At 48.3% G+C, this 18,403-nt stretch carries 11 protein-coding genes; 3 read left to right on the top strand and 8 right to left on the bottom strand.

Annotation, left to right across the window (positions count from 1 at the left end):
* Positions 1-2: 2 nt before the first annotated feature.
* The 7 genes from ACFQZT_RS02255 to ACFQZT_RS02285 all read right to left on the bottom strand — a co-directional run bounded on the left by ACFQZT_RS02255 (position 3) and on the right by ACFQZT_RS02285 (position 12,644).
* Entirely contained in the window at positions 3-1,769 is a 1,767-nt protein-coding gene (locus tag ACFQZT_RS02255; RefSeq protein WP_379296122.1) for a cache domain-containing sensor histidine kinase, read from the bottom strand.
* Between the two features lie 500 nt (positions 1,770-2,269).
* Positions 2,270-4,339 (bottom strand): beta-galactosidase, encoded by a 2,070-nt coding sequence (locus ACFQZT_RS02260; RefSeq protein ID WP_379296124.1) that lies wholly within the window; start codon positions 4,337-4,339, stop codon positions 2,270-2,272.
* Positions 4,340-4,461: 122 nt separating this feature from the next.
* Positions 4,462-5,445: an Ig-like domain-containing protein gene (locus ACFQZT_RS02265; protein WP_379296126.1), complete on the bottom strand. Its 984-nt coding sequence runs from the start codon at positions 5,443-5,445 to the stop codon at positions 4,462-4,464.
* 25 nt (positions 5,446-5,470) lie between these two features.
* Positions 5,471-9,019, bottom strand: coding sequence for a glycosyl hydrolase 53 family protein (locus tag ACFQZT_RS02270; RefSeq protein WP_379296128.1), 3,549 nt, complete (start codon positions 9,017-9,019; stop codon positions 5,471-5,473).
* A gap of 170 nt (positions 9,020-9,189) precedes the next feature.
* Positions 9,190-10,749, bottom strand: a complete 1,560-nt coding sequence (locus tag ACFQZT_RS02275) for an ABC transporter substrate-binding protein (protein WP_379296130.1) — start codon at positions 10,747-10,749, stop codon at positions 9,190-9,192.
* Between the two features lie 63 nt (positions 10,750-10,812).
* Complete coding sequence (locus ACFQZT_RS02280; RefSeq protein ID WP_379296132.1) at positions 10,813-11,712, bottom strand: carbohydrate ABC transporter permease; 900 nt, start codon at positions 11,710-11,712, stop codon at positions 10,813-10,815.
* Positions 11,713-11,726: 14 nt separating this feature from the next.
* Entirely contained in the window at positions 11,727-12,644 is a 918-nt protein-coding gene (locus tag ACFQZT_RS02285; protein WP_379296134.1) for an ABC transporter permease, read from the bottom strand.
* Between the two features lie 202 nt (positions 12,645-12,846).
* On the opposite strand from ACFQZT_RS02285, the gene ACFQZT_RS02290 reads away from it, so the two are divergent.
* From ACFQZT_RS02290 to ACFQZT_RS02300, 3 genes are all read left to right on the top strand, one after another.
* The gene (locus tag ACFQZT_RS02290) at positions 12,847-14,421 is read left to right on the top strand and encodes a response regulator (protein ID WP_379296136.1); all 1,575 of its coding nucleotides are present in this window, start codon (positions 12,847-12,849) and stop codon (positions 14,419-14,421) included.
* On the top strand, positions 14,418-16,199 hold the full coding sequence (locus tag ACFQZT_RS02295) for a sensor histidine kinase (RefSeq protein WP_379296138.1): 1,782 nt from the start codon (positions 14,418-14,420) through the stop codon (positions 16,197-16,199). Before ACFQZT_RS02290 ends, ACFQZT_RS02295 begins: the two co-directional genes overlap by 4 nt.
* 483 nt (positions 16,200-16,682) lie before the next feature.
* The gene (locus ACFQZT_RS02300; RefSeq protein ID WP_379296140.1) at positions 16,683-17,372 is read left to right on the top strand and encodes an endonuclease domain-containing protein; all 690 of its coding nucleotides are present in this window, start codon (positions 16,683-16,685) and stop codon (positions 17,370-17,372) included.
* 701 nt (positions 17,373-18,073) lie between these two features.
* Here ACFQZT_RS02300 and ACFQZT_RS02305 read toward each other — a convergent pair.
* Positions 18,074-18,391, bottom strand: a complete 318-nt coding sequence (locus tag ACFQZT_RS02305) for a cupin domain-containing protein (RefSeq protein WP_188172802.1) — start codon at positions 18,389-18,391, stop codon at positions 18,074-18,076.
* Positions 18,392-18,403 lie beyond the last annotated feature (12 nt).

The following is an 18,403-nucleotide window of genomic DNA, read 5'->3' on the forward strand; positions in this document are numbered from 1 at the left end:
ATTTAACCTCTCTTTATCAACGGAATTCGAATCGTAGCCTTGGTGCCGCCGCTTTCCCGATTCTCCACCTGAATGCCAAACGCTTCGCCGAAGGATAACTTGATCCGTTCGTCGATATTTTTCAAGCCGATGCCGGTACCTTTCGTTTGCCGCTCGCCTTTCATGATCTGCTCCAAATACGGTTGATCGATGCCCGGACCATTATCTTCAACTACCAGCTCTACGGCATCTTCCGTTGCTCTGCCCGAAATTTGAATCGTACACGGCTCCAGCATTACTTCTACCGCATATTTGATCGCATTTTCAAGCAGTGGCTGCAAGGTCAGCTTCGGAATTCTGTGACTGGCTAATGACTCGGGGACATTCAGCCGAAAATCGAGCCGCTCCTCAAAGCGAACTTTTTGAATCGTAATGTAATGCTGAACAAGCTGAAGTTCTTCCCCAACAGAGATAATATCCTGTTTCAAACTGATGGATGATCTTAGCAGATAGCCAAGCGCTTCAACCATCCGAGATACTTGTTTCTGGCCGTTCATCTTTGAGATCCAGTTGATCGACTCCAGTGTATTGTAGAGAAAATGCGGATTAATCTGTGCCTGCAGCGAGCGAAACTCCGTTTCTTTAATAATGAGCTGTTTGGTGTAATTTTCTTTGATCAGCTCTTGAATACGGACAATCATCATCCGATACGTCCGCTGCAGCAGTCCCACCTCATCCATCTGTGCGGAGGGCAGTGCGATCGCATAGAGATCGGAGCTTTCCAAATCGCCGATTTGCAAGCCTCTCATATTTGTAATCAAGCCTTCTATCGGCCTGGTAATACTTCGGGCAACCGCCATGCTAAACCCGACGAGCAGAAAAAAACTGATCAGAAAGGCGGCAATCATCCAATTTTTCATCAGAATGATGTTATGGAAAATGGTTTGAAAAGGAAGGGTATTGTAGTACGTCCAGCCTAAATTGTCAGAATGAATGTGCGAAACAAAATAGCTCTCTCCATCTTGTTCGATGATGCGGTAGCCTTTCGCAGCGTCTAGCGGACTTCCATCATTGATTAACGCCTTCAAGCTTACCGTTCGCGGATAGATTAAGTTATTTCCCGAAACAATGAGCAGTTCGCCCTCTCTCGTAACTGCTTCTCTTGCGTAAACGTTTACGATCTTGTCCAGATTGACCTGCAGCGCCAGACTGCCAAGCTTTTTCATATCCAAATTATCAAAAGAGCGAATTTGCCTGGCGGCTATCAAGCTGTAATCCTGAGCATCCGGAAAAACCCAGCCCAAGCTGCCGTCGCCCCGATCGGCCGTCGTTTGAATCCATCGCTGTCGCTCATTTGATAGCGCTGTCAAATTGCCGCTGGAATAACTGTCGCCATGCAAGTCCGTAATGTTGGCAGCGATAATATATGTTTCTGAATTGATATATTGAACAAGTCGATCCACCAGCTTCGCACGCGATTGGATACGAACGTAGTCATTGTCACTCGTATTTAAGACAACCAGGTTTTGCTGGATTTGTTCGTCAGACATGATGCTGAATGTGAGCCGTTCCACTTTGTTCAATTCATTCTCAATCATCGACGATGAAAGATTCAGCACTTGCGAAGACTTCTCGTAAATTTGTTGGTCGTACATCGAATAAGCAATTTGCAGGCCTACTAATGAAATGCACGAGCTGACCGCCATGCTGATGGTGATAAGAAGGAAGAGTTTACCCTTAATCCGGAGATTCCGAATTTCCTTGAGCCAAAGGAGAAACCCTGGTTTCATGAGACGAACACCACATTTCTTTTCGGATAATCACTATGTAGTTGGAATGGTTCGCGAAGGAAGGTCCATTTTCCTTTATAGGATCGAAAACCTGTGCAAGAAAAACTTGGAAGATTTTCAGGTTCTTGTCTATCCTCCATCTATTCTTCTGGAAAGATGAAAAATATCGTTAGAGGCACGGCTTCATTTCAACTCGGGCACTGTAATGATGTAAAACACTTTTCCAGCATCGCTCAGCGTACAAAGCTGCTTTTTTGCTCGTCTGGAAAGATGAAAAGCATCGTTTCAGACACGATTGCAGCATCCCCATATGTCAGTAACGATGAAAAACACCTCTGCAGCTGTACACCCACTATTTCTCGTTCTACGATTTGCAACTTCCATAGCGGATAGCGCCTTATCCAGAGGGCATCTGTAAAGAATTTAAACATGCTTAACCGTTGAAAAAAGGATGTTGGGAACAATTTCCCAGCATCCTTTTTCAAAATTTTCCATGTTCATCACTTGCTGCGTTTCAAAATCCGGACACCATAGGGCGGCAACTCAAGGCTTTCCAGCGCCGAAACTTGATTGCCCGATAATATCTCCGTGTATGAGTTGTCATCCATGCGGATCATCTGCTCGCTACTGCTGAAATTCATAACAAATACGTACTCGTACTCTCCGTCCGACCGTAATTGAACCGTCACTTCCGAAGGAAGCTCTGTCTGGAGAGCGCTAACGATTCCAGCTTCCGAGAAGATCCGCTTGTAAAATACGCGATGGAAGGAATCCTGCCCGCGAGCAGCGAGATAATACGCTTTCCCCTTGCCAAAACGGTTAACGGTAATCGCCGGCCGGCCTTCATAGAAGTCTCCGCCGTATACGGCAAGCGTTTCAGCGCCTTCCGTATGGATCAGATCACAAAGCTCCCGCACTTCAAACTCGCCTGATAAATTCAGGGAGTTATCCTCGGTACAAACGATATGATTCACATCATGATCGTGAAGCCCATCGATCTCCTCCGACCAAATACCGAGTGTCTTGCGCAATGGACCCGGGAATCCACCTTGGAAGCAAAGATCATTCTCGTCAACAATGCCTGACCAATAGGTAGTCACAAAGGTCCCGCCAGCAGCAACAAACTCTTCGATCCGCTCTCCTACACCTGGACGAACCAAATACAACATAGGCGCAACAATTAGCTTATATTTGTTAAAATCGCCGTCCATATCGATGACATCCACAGGAACGCCTTGATCCCAGAACGCCCGGTAATGACGAAGGACCGTTTCTTCATATTTGATGCCCATATTGCGCGGGCCCTGAGAATCCTTTACCGCCCAGCGGTTCTCCCAATCAAATATGAGTGCCGCTTCTGCCGGAACCCAGGTTCCGAGTACTTCCGTTAATTTCTCCAAAATGCCGCCAACGGCAGCCACATCTTGGAATACGCGCGTATGTTCATGTCCCACGTGATCGATCACGGCTCCGTGCAGCTTTTCGCTTGCGCCCCTGCTTTTGCGCCACTGAAAATACTGGACCGAATCCGCGCCGTGCGCCACCGCCTGCAGAGAAGCCAGCATATGCATGCCCGGACGTTTCAGCTTGCTGACGGGCTGCCAGTTCGTCAAGCTTGGCGTGCTCTCCATCAGCAGGAAAGGTTGGCCGCCCTTAATCGAACGGAACATATCATGGTTCATGGCAAACCACGCAGCCAAATCGCTTTGATCCGCAGCGTCATGCCATGTCGGGTAGGCGTCCCATGACACGACGTCCAATACGTCCGCAAACTTCCAATAATTCAATCCCTCATAGGCGTCCATCAGATTGGTAGTGACCGGCAGATTCGAATTGACGTCTTTCAGAGGTGAAATTTCATGACGGCAAAAATCAACGGTTTGGTCGGTCACGAATCTTTTCCAATCCAGATTCATCGCATGAACCAAATTTTCGCCATGCGGCGCCGGAGATTCGATTTGCGACCAGCTTGTATAGGTATGACTCCAAAATGCCGTCCACCATGCCATGTTTAGAGCGTCTAATGTTTCGTACTTACGCTGCAGCCATCCGCGAAACGCATGCTGACAATAATCGCAATGACATTCTCCTCCATACTCATTGGAGATGTGCCAACCGACAACTGCCGGATGGTGCGCATAGCGGTCGGCCAGCTTTTTGTTCATAATGGCTACTTTCTCCCGGTACACGGGAGACGAATAGCAATGATTATGCCGCGCGCCGAACAAGTTCCGCACGCGGTTGCTGCCCACGCGCAGCACTTCCGGGTATTGCTCGGCCATCCAGGCCGGTCTTGCGCCGCTCGGCGTTGCCAGCCATGCATAGATTCCGTTCGCTGCGAACGTGTCCAGCACGCGGTCCAACCATTCGAAGGTAAAAATTCCTTCTTGCGGCTCTAAAGCGGACCAGGCAAAAATGCCGATCGCCATCACATTGCACTTGGCCAGCTTCATCATGCGTATATCTTCTTCCAGCACATGGGGATCATGCTGCCATTGATCGGGGTTGTAATCGGCTCCGTGCATAAAAACAGGAAGCTTCGGACTTATAGGCGGATATTTGTGGGACATGCTGATCACCTCAAGGTTATAAATGGGGTACGCTTGGACATCATGATGCCATTTTCAACATCAGTGTAACAGCATAAAACCCACAAAAATACCCGCTAAAATATCGATTACCTGTAAATTCTTCAGATGGAACCTTGAAGCAGCTTCTCAGTAATCAACTGTAGATCGGATTGATTGACGATCCCGTCATTATTGAGATCAGCGGCCTTAGCGTTATCCCAATCGGCCGAAGCTGAAGTTGCTTGAAGATAATACACAGCCAAAGCCAAATCGGCTACATTTATCTGCTGGTCCCCGTTCAAATCAGCTGATTTAAGCGTTATTGCAACTTTGGCCACAGCTGGAATTTCCGAGCCTTGAACCATCCCATTGACCTGAAACGTGCCTGTTTGAGCATACTTCGCTTCATTCACCGGTTCCCAAGTCACCGGAACAGCAGCATAAGAATGATCGTCCATGTATACAGCCTTTACGACTGAAGGCAGCTCGGGAGCCATATGGACTAAGGCGCTGACATTCACGGGCTCCATAAATAATGGCGAAGGCGTACCTTCGATATCGCCTATCCGGGTAAATACGATATCGTCAAATGAACCCCAATTACCCGCATTTCCCTCCACATAAAAACCAATAGTGCATTGACCGTTCGTGACATTAATATTAATGTGCGTCAGCTGAGGATTGTTCCATTGATTGTAGCCATTGTTGTGAAAATCCGCATTCAACTGCGTACCGCCGTAATCCTTGGCGAAAAGTTTTGAAACTTTTTCACCCCCGCCTCCCTGGGACCAAGCCGATAAGCTGTATCTTCCATCCGCTAACCCCACAAGGGTCTGAGACACGGTGAACTGAAAGTCAGATGCCGACCAATAGGCGGCAGAATGAGATCCGTCCGGCGTATGATTGTCTTTAGCTTGAATACTTACTGCAGAAGTCGTGCCCGTAATGACCCACGGCGACAGATTCGGAGCCTCGAAACCGGGATTGACAACCAAATTATTATTTGTATCCGCTGCTGTCGCTCCCGCTGTGCTTGCCAAAGGGATGCTGGCTAGAAGCAATAACGCTGCAATCATGCTTGTTATTATTACTTTTCTGATCCTCATACAGTTGACCTCCTTTGACTTTGATTTATGGCTGCAAGGATCTATAAATGATAACCGCTGCTTCCGCCCTCGTTGTTTCAGCCTGAGGTGCAATGCCATTCACATTTCCATCAATGACCCCTTTTTTCACCAGAGCGGCAACCGCTGAAGCGGCGTAGTCTGAGATCTCGGATTGATCGTTAAATCGACTTAAGATGGAAACATCATCTTTCGAATTGAACTTTTTGGAATGCTGAAGCGCTCTTGCGGTAAGAACCATTACATCCTCCCGAGAAATGGGTGCTTCAGGATGGAATCGGTTGTCTCCGCCGCCTTCTGCAATGCCTAAGGCTTTGGCCACGGCTAAGACCTCAAAGTAATCATCTGAAGGATGAACGTCGATAAAATTCGCGCCCGTTTTCGCCGTCAAGCCAAGCGCTCTGGTCAGCATCACTAGATATTCAGCACGAGACACAGGTCTCTCTGGACTAAATGAAATAGCAGAAGTGCCGTTAGTTACGCCTTTGGATGCAAGCGACTCGACAGCTTTCCTCGCCCATTCGTAATTGGCAAGATCACCAAAGGATGCTTTGACGAAGGCGACTGCATATGAACTAAAGTGGGTCGTGGTGAATACAACACTGCCTGAAGCAGAATCGTAATGAGCGTTAGGTACAGCTACGGCATGACCCGCGCCATCCAGATAGTAAACGGTGAGATGGTCTGGTGATTGCAGTTCTTCAGCTGTCGGCGAATAAGGAATGGATACTGTCACCGGTGCGCCGGGATTGTTCCAAGGAATGCGTTCAGCCCCTGACTTTACAATCAGCTCGACGACGGGTTTGCCGCCAATTTCCTTTTTCAATGCTTCAGATATAGCATCCGGCTTCACGGTTTCCATATACAAACTGACATCGTCCGTTGTACCAAGGTTAGAAGCGTTCAACATCTGACTTGATGCAGACACGGTTCCAAGAGGCGTTTTGATTTCAATTTGCTGATCGGCTTGAAGCGCAGTTAAAATTGATCTTGGCAGCTTTTGCTCGTAGGATACGGCTCCTTCTACTTTGGAAATTTCGAGCACGATTTTTCCTTGATTTCCTTGGTCAGCGCCGGCACGTTCCATCATTTGTTTCCAGCGCTCTGCTGACAATGATGCGACAGCCGTTTGATTGACATTCATTGCGGCTTTTTGAACGATCATCACGGATCCGTCCGCTCCAAGTTGTATGGGATCATCCGAACTCGCCTGGCTTGCCGTTTGGCTGTATCCTGGAGCCGAGTCATGCGAATCTCCACTGCTAGCGTTCGTCAGCAAGATTCTGGCCGAGCCGAATGATGCCGGCACAATAACAGCACCCGCAGGCGCAGTTCCCCATTCAGCTTTCTCGATTGCAATCGTGCCGTCTGCCGCGTTCGTATTTGTCTTTGCTGTAAAAGTTAGGTTCACCGAATTCATATTCATCGATTTCCCGCCGACATGAGCGATAAGAAGTCTTATACGGCCAGGAGCGCTATGATCCGCTTGAAGTAGAACCGTCTGGGGATCTGAGCTTTGTGCGGTCTGGTAATCAAATTTATCGGCATCGTATTTCGCAGTGACATCTTCCGCGTAGATCGTATCCACCAACCCCCCGTTACCGATACCTACCGTAAAACCGGATCCTTTCTTCACTTGTACCGGAGCATTCAAATTCTCCGCAGAGCTGTCCGTATAAAACTCAAAATCATCGATATTTCCCCAGTTGCCGGCGTTACCGTCCGCTTTAACCCCAATCGTGGCTTGACCATTCGTGACTTGAATGTCCATAACAATGGGATGTTTCCATTGCAGCCAGCCCGTGTTCTGAATGTCAGCGGTCTTCTCTTCTCCGCCATAATTGCCGGCAAATAACTTGAGACTGTTCTCTCCGCCGCCTCCATGCGACCAAACCTTCAGTGTATAGGAGCCGTTAGGCAAGCCCGTAATCGTTTGCGTTGCCATAAACGGCATGGCTTGGGGCAGCGAATAGTGCAGCGCATAGCTGCTGGCGTGAGCATTGGCGCTATCAGCCGTGACTTTCACAGCACTGTTATCGCCAGTGATCGTCCAATTGCTGTTGTCGCCGCTCTCAAAGCCCGGGTTTTTCACCAAATTGGCAGCCCCTTGTACAAGGATCGTGCCCGAAGCTTTGATGGCAACGCCTGTTACCGTGCCTTGGAGCGTTACTGTTCCAGGGTGATTCAGCGCATCCGCCCCCAATTGGTCCCACGTGACCGGCATTTCTCTGATCGAATCGTCCGTATATGTAACCTTGACTCTATTCGGAAGCAGCAGTGTTCCTCCTACTGTGACATGAACGTCTACCGGTTGGATGAAAGTCGGTGCAGCTACAAAAGGATCTCCGTTTACAGGAGTGGATACGCGATTAAATACATCCAGCGACGGCAATGCATTGCCGTTGAAATCGAACATCGCCTGATTTTCCCAGCCGTTGCCCTCGCCTTCCTTCGAGCTCCATTCCGCGCCTTTGACCGGAATCCAGTCGGGCTCCCAATAAAATACGCCCAGTCCTCTATGATCCGATACTTGAACAACCGCGTTCATGACATCTCTTACTTCTTGCGCTTGCCCCTGCACAGTTGCCTTATATCCCCCAAGCTGCTCTTGACCGGGACCAAAATTGTTTGAAAAATGATCCGCATCATCGAGTGTATAAGCGTAAGCGTTCTCAGCAACGAGCACTTCTTTGTTGTACCTCTTGGAGATGTCCTCCATATTTTGTTGAAGCTGATTCATTGGGCCATGCCAATAGGGATAATAAGAAAAGCCGATAACATCGTAATCCACTCCGCGAGCCTGCAATTGATCGAAATTTCTGCGAAAAAGTTCGTTATTTCCGCCATCTGCCAAATGAATCATAATTTTCGTTTTTTTCGCAGGATCACTGTTGTTGGGATCGTGATCCCGAACTGCTTGGACGCCCTTCTTAACGAGGTTAGCCCAGCCCTCATACCCCCCGCTCCCTGTCGTTTGCCCATCCGGCCAAACCATCCCAGTATTCGTTTCGTTGCCGATCTGTACCATTTCAGGCATAGCGCCTTCGGCAACCAGACTATGGATGACATCGGCCGTGTAGTCGTAGAGAGCTTGCTGAAGCTCTTCCGTATTTTTGCCCTCCCATTCAGCAGGCTTGTTCTGTTTGGAAGGATCTGCCCAAAAATCGCTGTAGTGAAAATCTAGAAGTACCTTAAGGCCAAGAGCCTTTGCTCTTTTTGCGATCTCTACCGTCCTTGCCTTATCGTTGTTGCCTCCGCCAAGCGGGTTGCCATCTTTATCAAAAGGATGATTCCAAATTCGGAGCCGTACCCAATTTACGCCGTGATCTTTCAAGATTTGCAGCGCTTCTTTTTCAACACCTTGATCGTAAAACTTGCCTCCGCTTTGCTCAATTTGTTTGAGCATCGAGACGTCGGCGCCCTTAATAAAATCAGGAGAAATTCCCTGAATCGGATTAATCTTGATGCTCTGTGAAACGGACTCATCAGCAAAAGCCGCCGGAATAGAGCCGGATGCCAATACGATGCCCAGTGCGATTGCCAAACTCTTTTTCATCTTGTCATTCCTTTCTTCGTTATGTTGGTAGCGCTTACCAAGATCAATTCCATGTTAGCAAGTTCGCTGACTGGAAATAACCCTTCAAATTATCGATTACCTGTGTATTCTATCGGTAAAAAAACCGCCTCCCAAGACCGTGAGGCCCGGGAGACGGATTCGTGTTTGATTTATTTTTTCGCAATAAGCGGGTTGGCTTGGTTCTGCATTTCGGCAATGATTTTCTCAATTCCGGCTTGCTTCAGCTTGTCGTTGAATATTTTTAAGCCATGGGCCGCATCATCCGGATCAACAAGACCATAGAACAACGGTTTACCGTAAGTTTCCATCACGTTGCTAACAGCGGCCACCTCATTCTTTACTTTCGTATCGTCAAAAGTGAAAGTTTCCAGCGGATGGTTCACGGTAACAGTCTTCTTCCAATCTTCCGTAAACTTCTGCGTTTCAGCAGCTACTGTAGAGTCTAGACGCTCATGCAGAGAGTTCCAGCCCCAAGGATCCGTTCCTGACGGCGGAAAGTCGGCGGAAGCTGCCAATGGTTTGAATTGGTCGCTGCCAACAGCTTCATAGTGCTTTCCTTTAATCCCGTAGTTTGTCAAATCGTGAATTTCAGGATCGTAACGGAGCAAGTCAATAGCCATTAGCGCGCGCTCGGCATTTTTGGAGCCTGCGTGTACGGACATGCCGTTGTTGATGAATGGGTTAGATAGACGTTTTTTGTCGGCGCTTAGATCGTAGAGCTCCACTTTCCAATCCGGATGAGTCGTTTGCATTTCGGATTTAGCACGAAGCAGTGTACCTAAGTTCCACTCGACAGCTGCCAATTTGCCGTCTTTAAACGCTTGTGTTTTGTCGACTTTATTAGCAATAGCGTCTCTCGACCAAGCTCCTGTTTTTTGCGTGTCAAACATTTTCTTCGAGAAAGTTGCGAATTCAGGCGTATCCGCATAGTTGAACAGTTTACCGGAAGCATCGGTCACTTTGTATACAACAGGCAGTTGCGGCACGACAAAGTTCCATTCATTCGGCTGTACCAATTCGATCGCATTGAATTCACTGGCTCCGATACTCGGTTTAAAATCTTTCTCTTTCTCAGCAACCGTTTTCAAAAATGTGACATAATCGTCGTAGTTTTTCAGCTCCGGCAAATTATATTTTTGGCGCAAGTCGCCGCGAATGCCTACCATGTGGTAGCTGTACTCGAAATTATTTTGCGGCACCATGTAGATTTTGCCGTTGATTTTGGCTTGATCCCATGCGACTTTCGGCTCTTCTGCCCACGTCTTCGGCGCATATTTTTTCAGCATATCTTCCGTCAGTTCCATGAATCCGTTTTTCGTAGCCTGCTGAGCGTAGTAAGACCAAGTTGCCGAAAATACGAGATCGAAATCCTCATTCGCTGCAAACATCAGCGGATATTTCTGTTGGTACTCTCCCCAATCCAGGAAGCTGACGTCAAGGGTCGCGTTAATTTTTTGTTTCATCAATTTATTCACTTCACCGTAGACTTCATCAAAAGCTTTCGGCTTGGAGCCGAGCAAAACCATCTTCAGTTTCACTTCTTTACTGGTGTCGATACCATTGCTTGCCGTCGCTGAAGCGCTTGCTTGAGGCGCCGCTGAAGTGCTTGAAGAAGGACTAGCGTCTTTGCTGCCGCAAGCCGAAAGGACAGTACCCATCACAAAGAGCGATGCAAGACCCAGCTTGGCTAATTTCTTGGAGTTTGCCATTTTTTTCTCCCCTTATAAACATGATAAATGATTTATGATAACCGGGAACGGTATTTCCCGGGGTTACCCTTTCACAGCGCCGACGGTCAAGCCTTGGACGAAGTACCGCTGGACGAACGGATACAAAAAGATAATCGGACCCGTTACCAGAATGGCCAATGCCATTTTCAAGCTTTCTCCCGGCAAATCGGCGACATGCATCCCGGAAATTTCCATCACCTTGCGAATCCCCTCGAGATTGCCAAGCATTTTATAGAGCAAATATTGCAGGGTATACAGTTTCTCATTCTGTACAAACAGCAGAGAGTTAAACCAGTCGTTCCAATAATTGAGTGCTGTGAAAAGGCCGATGGTCGCCAGGCCCGGCTTGGCCAAAGGCAGAATTAATCGGATGAAGATCGTAAAATCTCCGGCTCCGTCGATTTTGGCCGATTCGGTAATTGCATCCGGGATGCTCCGCAAAAACGTTCGCAGAATCAAAATATAGAACACATTGAGCAGCGGAGGCAACAGCAGCGACCAAAATGTGTTTTTCATGTGCAAATAGTTAACCATCAAAATGTACCATGGCACCAGTCCGCCATTAAATAGCGTTGTGAAGTAAAAGAAGAAGGAAAATCCTCCGCGCCACTCAAAATCTTGACGCTGCAACACATAGGCCGCCATAGCTGAAATGAACAATCCCACAACTGTACCTGTTACCGTTAAGGCGATCGTCAACAAATAAGAGCTGACAAATTGCTGCGGATGCTTGAGCGCAAAGGCGTAGGCATCCCAGGAGAACTCCTTGGGCCATAACCGGAATCCTTCGCTTGTTATCGACGATTCACTGGTCAGAGAACCGCTGATAATGAGGAGGAATGGGACCAGACAGGCCAAGCAAATGAGGCTGATCAGCACATAACCGATCACATCCAGCAAGCGCTGATCCAAGTGGTTTTTTTTCACAGTAGTCGTACTCATAGGTTCACCCCACTTTAAAATAATGCGTTATCTTTGTCCGATCTGCGCACCAGAAAATTCGTGATCATGATCGTCACAAAGCACAGAATGGATTGATAAAAGCCAATTGCCGAAGACATGCCGATCTCATTGTTCACTAGAAGCGAACGGTATACGTAGGTATCTATCACATCCGTCGTCTGATAAAGAAGTCCATTGTTGCCTACAAGCTGGTAGAACAGCCCGAAATCTCCGCGGAAAATGCCGCCGATGGCGAGCAGCACCAAGATCGTAATCGTCGGGCGCAAGGACGGGAGCGTGATGCGCATGATGCGCTGAAACACATTCGCACCGTCGATTTCTGCAGCCTCATACGTTTCCCGGTCAATACTGAGGATAGAGGCCATATAAAAGACCGCGCCGTAACCGACAGCTTTCCAGGCTGAGAAAAAGACCAAGATATACTTCCAATATTCAGGCGTCGTATAGATGTCCAGCTCCGGAATGTGCAGCGAGCGTAGAATCGTATTTACCGTACCATGCTCGTAATTAAAGAGATTATAAGCAACTGCGCCGACAACAACCCAGGATAAAAAATACGGCAAAAACATGAGCGTCTGCGCCGTTTTGCGGAACAGCTTGCTGCCGATCTCCGCCATCAGAATGGCGACGACGATTTGCAGCGCATTGTTGACGAGAATAAATACTGCGTTGTAAAGCATCGTATTTCGCGTCACCCTGAACGCATCGCCCGTCATGAAGAAAAACTTAAAATTATCCAAACCCACCCAGGGCGAGTTAAAAATGCCCAAATCATACCTGTACTGCTTGAACGCCAGTACAATGCCGGCCATCGGCAAATAACTGAAGAGCAAGAAGTAAATCACCGCCGGAGCAATCATCAGCAGCATTGTTTTTTTGGTTTTGATGCGATATAAGAGTCCAGTTCTCATCTCTATTCCTTCCCCCATCCGGTTCTAGTTGTCTCTCCTGTATATTAAATTAACAGGTTCGATAACGCCGGATAACCCGACAAAATATCGATTGCCTGTAAGTTTTGCAGATGACTCCCAAAGACAGTAGCGTTGGTTCTTTTTATGCGTTACTCTAGAGCTACATCTTGGTTGTACACGTACGTAAAAGGGGGAAGTCTGCTTGAAACTTCTTTTCGCAGAGGATGAAAAATTCACGAGAGAAGGTATTCGCAAATCAATCCATTGGGAGGATCTCGGGATTACCGAGATTGCCGAGGCGGTAGATGGCTTGGAGGCTGTGGCCCTTTGTGAGCAATTCCAGCCCGATATCGTGCTCTCCGATATTCGCATGCCGCGGATGGATGGCATCGAGCTCGCCTTTCACCTGCGCAGAAAGTATCCGCAGTGCAAGATTGTTTTTATGAGCGGTTACGCGGACAAGGAATATTTGAAAGCGGCGATTTCGTTGAAAGCGGTTAGCTATGTAGAGAAGCCCATCGATATTGAAGAACTGGAAGAAGCGATCCGCGGTGCCGTTGCCATCTGCCGGGATGAACAACGGCATCAAGCGAATGACGCAGTAGCCAGGGAAAATAAAGACTATATCAAGCAGGAAGCAGCTCTTCAGCTCATTCGTGGCGCCTTCGATGAGGATCAGCTGCAGCACAGGCTCCTTGCGGCCGGGTTTGAGGGGCAGCTGAACGGGCCGGCCACAACAGTCCTGGTTAAGCTCGTCACGCCTCCGATTACCAAGGAGGACATTGCGAAATTGCTTGGCGAGGTCCCTGCGCTGCTTGAAATTCCTTATTTATTTGCTTTGAAAGATGACAACCACATCATTCTTCACTTATGTTCAAGGCAACAAAATCCTGTAGATCACTCAACCTTGCATCACCTGTGTTACGAGCTTTCAGCTGTTCTTAAAAAGCAATTCAAACCATTTTCCATTGCCGCCGGAAACATCGTGCCTACGGCAAAACGGTTGATCGAATCTTATACGGGCGCCGTTCTTCGTCTTCAGGAAGCTTTTTTTCATAAGCCATGCTCGATCAACATACATGACAGCTACGGCAGCGAGGCTCATGCGCAGCATTATCAAGCCTCTCCTCAGCTGCTGAACCGGTTCCAGGAAGCATTGGCCGAGGAAGATTTCGACGAGTCGACGCGACTTCTCGGCGCAGTCACATCCGATATACGACAATACCCGGGAACAATGATCATCAGCGTCAAAGAGCTATATTACCGCTTCATGCTGGACATGGATAAATTTGCCGCAAGCCGCAACGTCGTCTTGTTCCAGACAACGAAAGAAAGAGATTTGCCGTGGAAGCTCATTTTGGAATGTCATTATCTCGATGATATTCATCAAGCCGTGCTGCTGAAGCTCGATGAGCTGAAGCAAGCCCTCAGAGAACGAGGTAACGGAACGAATGCCTCCACAAGCTCGAGAATAATCCGCTACATTCATCAGCATTTTGCCGAGGACGACTTGTCCGTCCAGGAAGTGAGCGAGCATATGCAGATGACGGCTTCGCATCTGATTTCTATTTTCAAAGAGGCTACGGGTAAAACGATCAAGCAATACGTGACGGAATATCGCATGGAAAAAGCAAAAGATTTGCTGAGGGGCGACCGGTTAAAAGTATTGGATATCGCCTTCCAGGTAGGCTTCAAGGACGGAGAGCATTTTGCCAAAAGCTTCCGCAAATATACGGGAATGACCCCAACGGAATATCGGGAGCGATGTCAATCATGATATTCTCATTCATCCAAATCTTCCGTAAATGGCTGTACAACACCAAATTGCGGCATAAAATCATGTACAGCTACTTGCTGCTCATTATTTTGCCGCTCGGCTTCTATCAGTTCATCGCTTCGGATAAAATGTCTGCGATTATTATCAATCACGTGACGTATTCGGCCAAACAAGGATTTGATCAGACGTATTCGTTTTTAAGCTACCGTGTGCAGCGGATCGCGGAAACGACCAATGTCCTGGTGTCAAACTCGACGGTCTCCGGTATTTTGATGGACGTGAATGTCGGACAGGATATTAACCACGAGCTGCAGGATTACAGCAGTCTGAAGCAATTGCTCAGGTCGATGCAGGACAGTCTCGATATCTCTCGGGTGCTGCTCTATGTACCCAAGGCATTTATATTTTCCAATGAATTGGAAAACTTCTTACCCTTGGACCAAACCGTAAACAGCTCCTGTTTCAATAAGTTAAACGAGCAGCACGCCAAGTACATGTGGTGCACATCTGCCGAACTCGGCGCTAATGCGACACATGATGAAGATTCTCTGTATGTGGTCAGAAGCATCCTCGACCCGAACAACTACTCCGTCCCCATCGGGCAGCTTCGGGTTGATGTACAGGGGGAGACACTGCGAACGATGCTGAAAAAAGCGAATGTGGTGAAGAAGAGCGAGACATTCCTCGTTGATCAAAACCACCAAATCGTTCTTGCATCGGACCCCGTCGATTTCGCGGGGATGCAGCTACCTGATACAGAGAGCGATGCCGTTACGCTGGATTGGCAGAGCAATAACAACTACTATTTGTATCGGCAGCTTCCCTCGAATTGGGGTATGGTTACAGTTATCCCGCTCAACGAAGTCGTTCAGCAGAGCCATCAACTGCGCAATGATTTGCTAGTTTTGCTGCTCATCGTCACCGCAGTCGCTTATTTGCTGGCTTATTTATTTTCCTACTCCGTCACCCGCCGCATCACACAGCTGACAAGCCGGTTGCGCGACGTTCAGAAGGGGAATCTGATCGCTCTCGCTCAAACGCAGGGGAAGGACGAAATCGGCGAGCTCATTCAGACCTATAACTATATGGTTGAACAGATCCGCTCGATGAACAAGGAACAGTATCGGCTGGGCCAAGAGGTTAAGAACGCGGAGTTGAAGGCGCTGCAATCGCAGATTAACCCGCATTTTCTATATAACACGCTCGATCTCATTAATTGGATGGCAGACAGCGGGCTCAACACAGACATCAAGAAAGTCGTCAAGGCGTTAGCGCGATTCTATAAAGTCAGCTTAAGCAATGGCAAAGACATCATTACCTTGCGTGAAGAACTGCAGCATGTTTCATTTTATGTGCAAATTCAGAACATCCGGTTCGAGAACAAAATCGATTTCCAGATTCAGGTGCCTGAAGAGCTGCTCGATCATGCGATTCCGAAAATTACGCTTCAGCCTATCGTAGAAAACGCGATTCTTCACGGCATCTTGGGGCGCACTACTCGCGAGGGGACGATCACAATTAGCGCAAAACGGACAGATGGGAGCATCCGCCTTGTGGTTCAAGATAATGGCGTCGGTATGCGCCAGAACCAAGTCGACGACATCATGGCCGGAACAAGCCGCAGCAAAATAAGCGGCAGCGGGTACGGCGTGAAGAATGTCATTGAGCGCATCCGCCATTATTTCGGAGAGCCCTACAACTTGACGTATCGCAGCGCCCTTGGTGAGGGCACGGAGGTTGAGATTGTGATTCCGGTGATGGTGGGGGTCGAGGGGTAAGTAAACGTGTGGTTAGATGTAACAACATGTTTGACCTATGGCTCATGGGTCATACCCCATAAATGAACTTGATCGCGCTCATGGATCACGTCTCGTATTGCAAGAACCTAATTGCGCACATTGAGCAAGCCTCTTAGTACAAGAACCTAATTATGCTCATAGAGCAAGCCCCATTGCTCATGAACCTTATCGCGTTCATAGAGCAAGCACCATAGCTCATGAACCTTATCACGTTCTTAGACCACGTCCCATTGCCTGTGAACCTTATCGCGCTCATAGATCACGTGCGATAGCCTGTGAACCTAATAATACCAACCCGGTTGCAACATGTTTAAACATTTCCAACTCTCTCATGTACTTCCAGTTTTCTGGGATCCATGCTATACTTATCTCAAACGGTTGTGAAGCACACGCCGCTTTCCTAGTTCAGCATTTGTAGCTGCTCTAGGAGAGCGGCTTATTTGTTTTCTGGGGAGTGAATTAGTGTACATATGGATTCGTTCGAAAAATTGCACGGGGTATTCTTGCAACAACATCTCTCTTTTAGAAAAAGGCGAGCGATTAAGAAGACTTAAAGAAGGGCATGGCCATGCGGAGAAATTATTCCTCCAACAAGTGTGGTGGAAGGCTTTTGACGACTTTCAGGATCTGCATCCTGAATATGAAGTGAGGGACTTTCGTGATGGGTACAGGTATATCGACTTTGCTTTTATACGCCACTCTCTGCGGCTTGCCATTGAGATCGATGGTTATGGCACCCACTCGGCCCATATCAGCCGTTCGCAGTTTTCAGACCAGTGGATGCGTCAGAATCACTTAATCATTGATGGTTGGAAAGTCCTGCGCTTTACCTATGATGATGTAAAAGATCGCCCGCGAATGTGTGAGCAAATTCTGCAGCAATTTATGGGACGCTATTTCGGAGACACGCAGCAGCAAGTTGTTGAGATGAACTACATTGAAAAAGAAATCTGCCGGTTCACTCAGACCATCGACCGATTTCTTACACCTCGTGACGTATGCGAAAAGTTTGGTTTCGGACAAAAGAAGGCTCGTCGTATCTTGCTGGCGATGGCGGAGAAAAGACTGCTGCTGCCTGCAGGCGCTGGGCAAAAGCGCATCAAGTGCTACAAGCTTCACCCTGCTGTTGCGGCAAAGCTTGTTAACAGCTAGAAACTGCACTTTTCCCGCCAATGGACCGGGAGCCGACGCTGTAAAGGCCTTTTTAGGCCTTTCAGTCACAGCCCCCAGGCCATTCGCCCCTGTAGCGCCCAAAAGGGGCGCTACAGAGCGCTTTTCCCGCCAATCGCGCGGGAGCAGACGCTGTAAAGGCCTTTTGGGGCCTTTCAGACGCAGCCCCCAGGCTATTCGCCACTGTAGCGCCCAAAAAGGGCGCTACAGAGCGCTTTTCCCGCTAATGGCGCGGGAGCCGACGCTGTAAAGGCCTTTGGGGCCTTTCAGACGCAGCCCCCAGGCTATTCGCCACTGTAGCGCCCAAAAGGGGCGCTACAGAGCGCCTTTCCCGCCAATGGCGCGGGATCCAGCGCTGTAAAGGCCCTTTTGGGCCTTTCAGACGCAGCCCCCAGGCTATTCGCCCCTGTAGCGCCCAAAAGGGGCGCTAGCACCTCTGAATATTTCTGAAACGAGATCAGTCCTACAACAAGCAGCGGGATGACGACCAGCATCGCCGAATAGACGAGCAGCTTCACCGCCAGCGTCCCCGATCACGTAAAAACAAGCTTCGGTAAAACCAAATCCACGCTTTTCGTCCCCTTCTACTACGGCCAAAGTTGCACCCCTTCACGTATGTAAATGCACTCATTTCCCTCACAAAAAAAACCAGCTGCAAACGCAACTGGAACAGGTAACAGACTTTATCGTTTCACGAGATCTTCTCTTATCGGTGTGAAGACATCCAGCAGGGCTGAGGCTTCAAGTGCAGTGACGCCATGTTGAGCTCCGCTTGGGATGTAAATCGTTTGCCCTTGCTCGATCGTTGTTTTTTCGCCATTTATCGTAAACTCGATTTTGCCTTTTAAGCAATATGACATTTGTTCATGAACATGACTATGCTGATAGCCGACAGCTCCAGGTTCGAAATGAACCTCCATCATCATCAATCCCACTTCGGCTTTCAATATGCAGCGTTTCACGCCTGGTTCTGCCGGTTCCCATACGCCAATATTAGACATTCAAGCTTCCCC

This window comes from Paenibacillus sp. GCM10027628 (assembly GCF_042676385.1).
In the GTDB taxonomy this organism is placed as follows: Bacteria; Bacillota; Bacilli; order Paenibacillales; family NBRC-103111; genus Paenibacillus_E.

Bases quoted from the DNA above. Each gene is read 5' to 3' on its own strand.
- ACFQZT_RS02280 (WP_379296132.1), bottom strand. From the start codon at position 11,712: ATGAGTACGACTACTGTGAAAAAAAACCACTTGGATCAGCGCTTGCTG.
- ACFQZT_RS02270 (WP_379296128.1), bottom strand. From the start codon at position 9,019: ATGAAAAAGAGTTTGGCAATCGCACTGGGCATCGTATTGGCATCCGGC.
- ACFQZT_RS02305 (WP_188172802.1), bottom strand. From the start codon at position 18,391: ATGTCTAATATTGGCGTATGGGAACCGGCAGAACCAGGCGTGAAACGC.
- ACFQZT_RS02285 (WP_379296134.1), bottom strand. From the start codon at position 12,644: ATGAGAACTGGACTCTTATATCGCATCAAAACCAAAAAAACAATGCTG.
- ACFQZT_RS02275 (WP_379296130.1), bottom strand. From the start codon at position 10,749: ATGGCAAACTCCAAGAAATTAGCCAAGCTGGGTCTTGCATCGCTCTTT.
- ACFQZT_RS02260 (WP_379296124.1), bottom strand. From the start codon at position 4,339: ATGTCCCACAAATATCCGCCTATAAGTCCGAAGCTTCCTGTTTTTATG.
- ACFQZT_RS02255 (WP_379296122.1), bottom strand. From the start codon at position 1,769: ATGAAACCAGGGTTTCTCCTTTGGCTCAAGGAAATTCGGAATCTCCGG.
- ACFQZT_RS02295 (WP_379296138.1), top strand. From the start codon at position 14,418: ATGATATTCTCATTCATCCAAATCTTCCGTAAATGGCTGTACAACACC.
- ACFQZT_RS02265 (WP_379296126.1), bottom strand. From the start codon at position 5,445: ATGAGGATCAGAAAAGTAATAATAACAAGCATGATTGCAGCGTTATTG.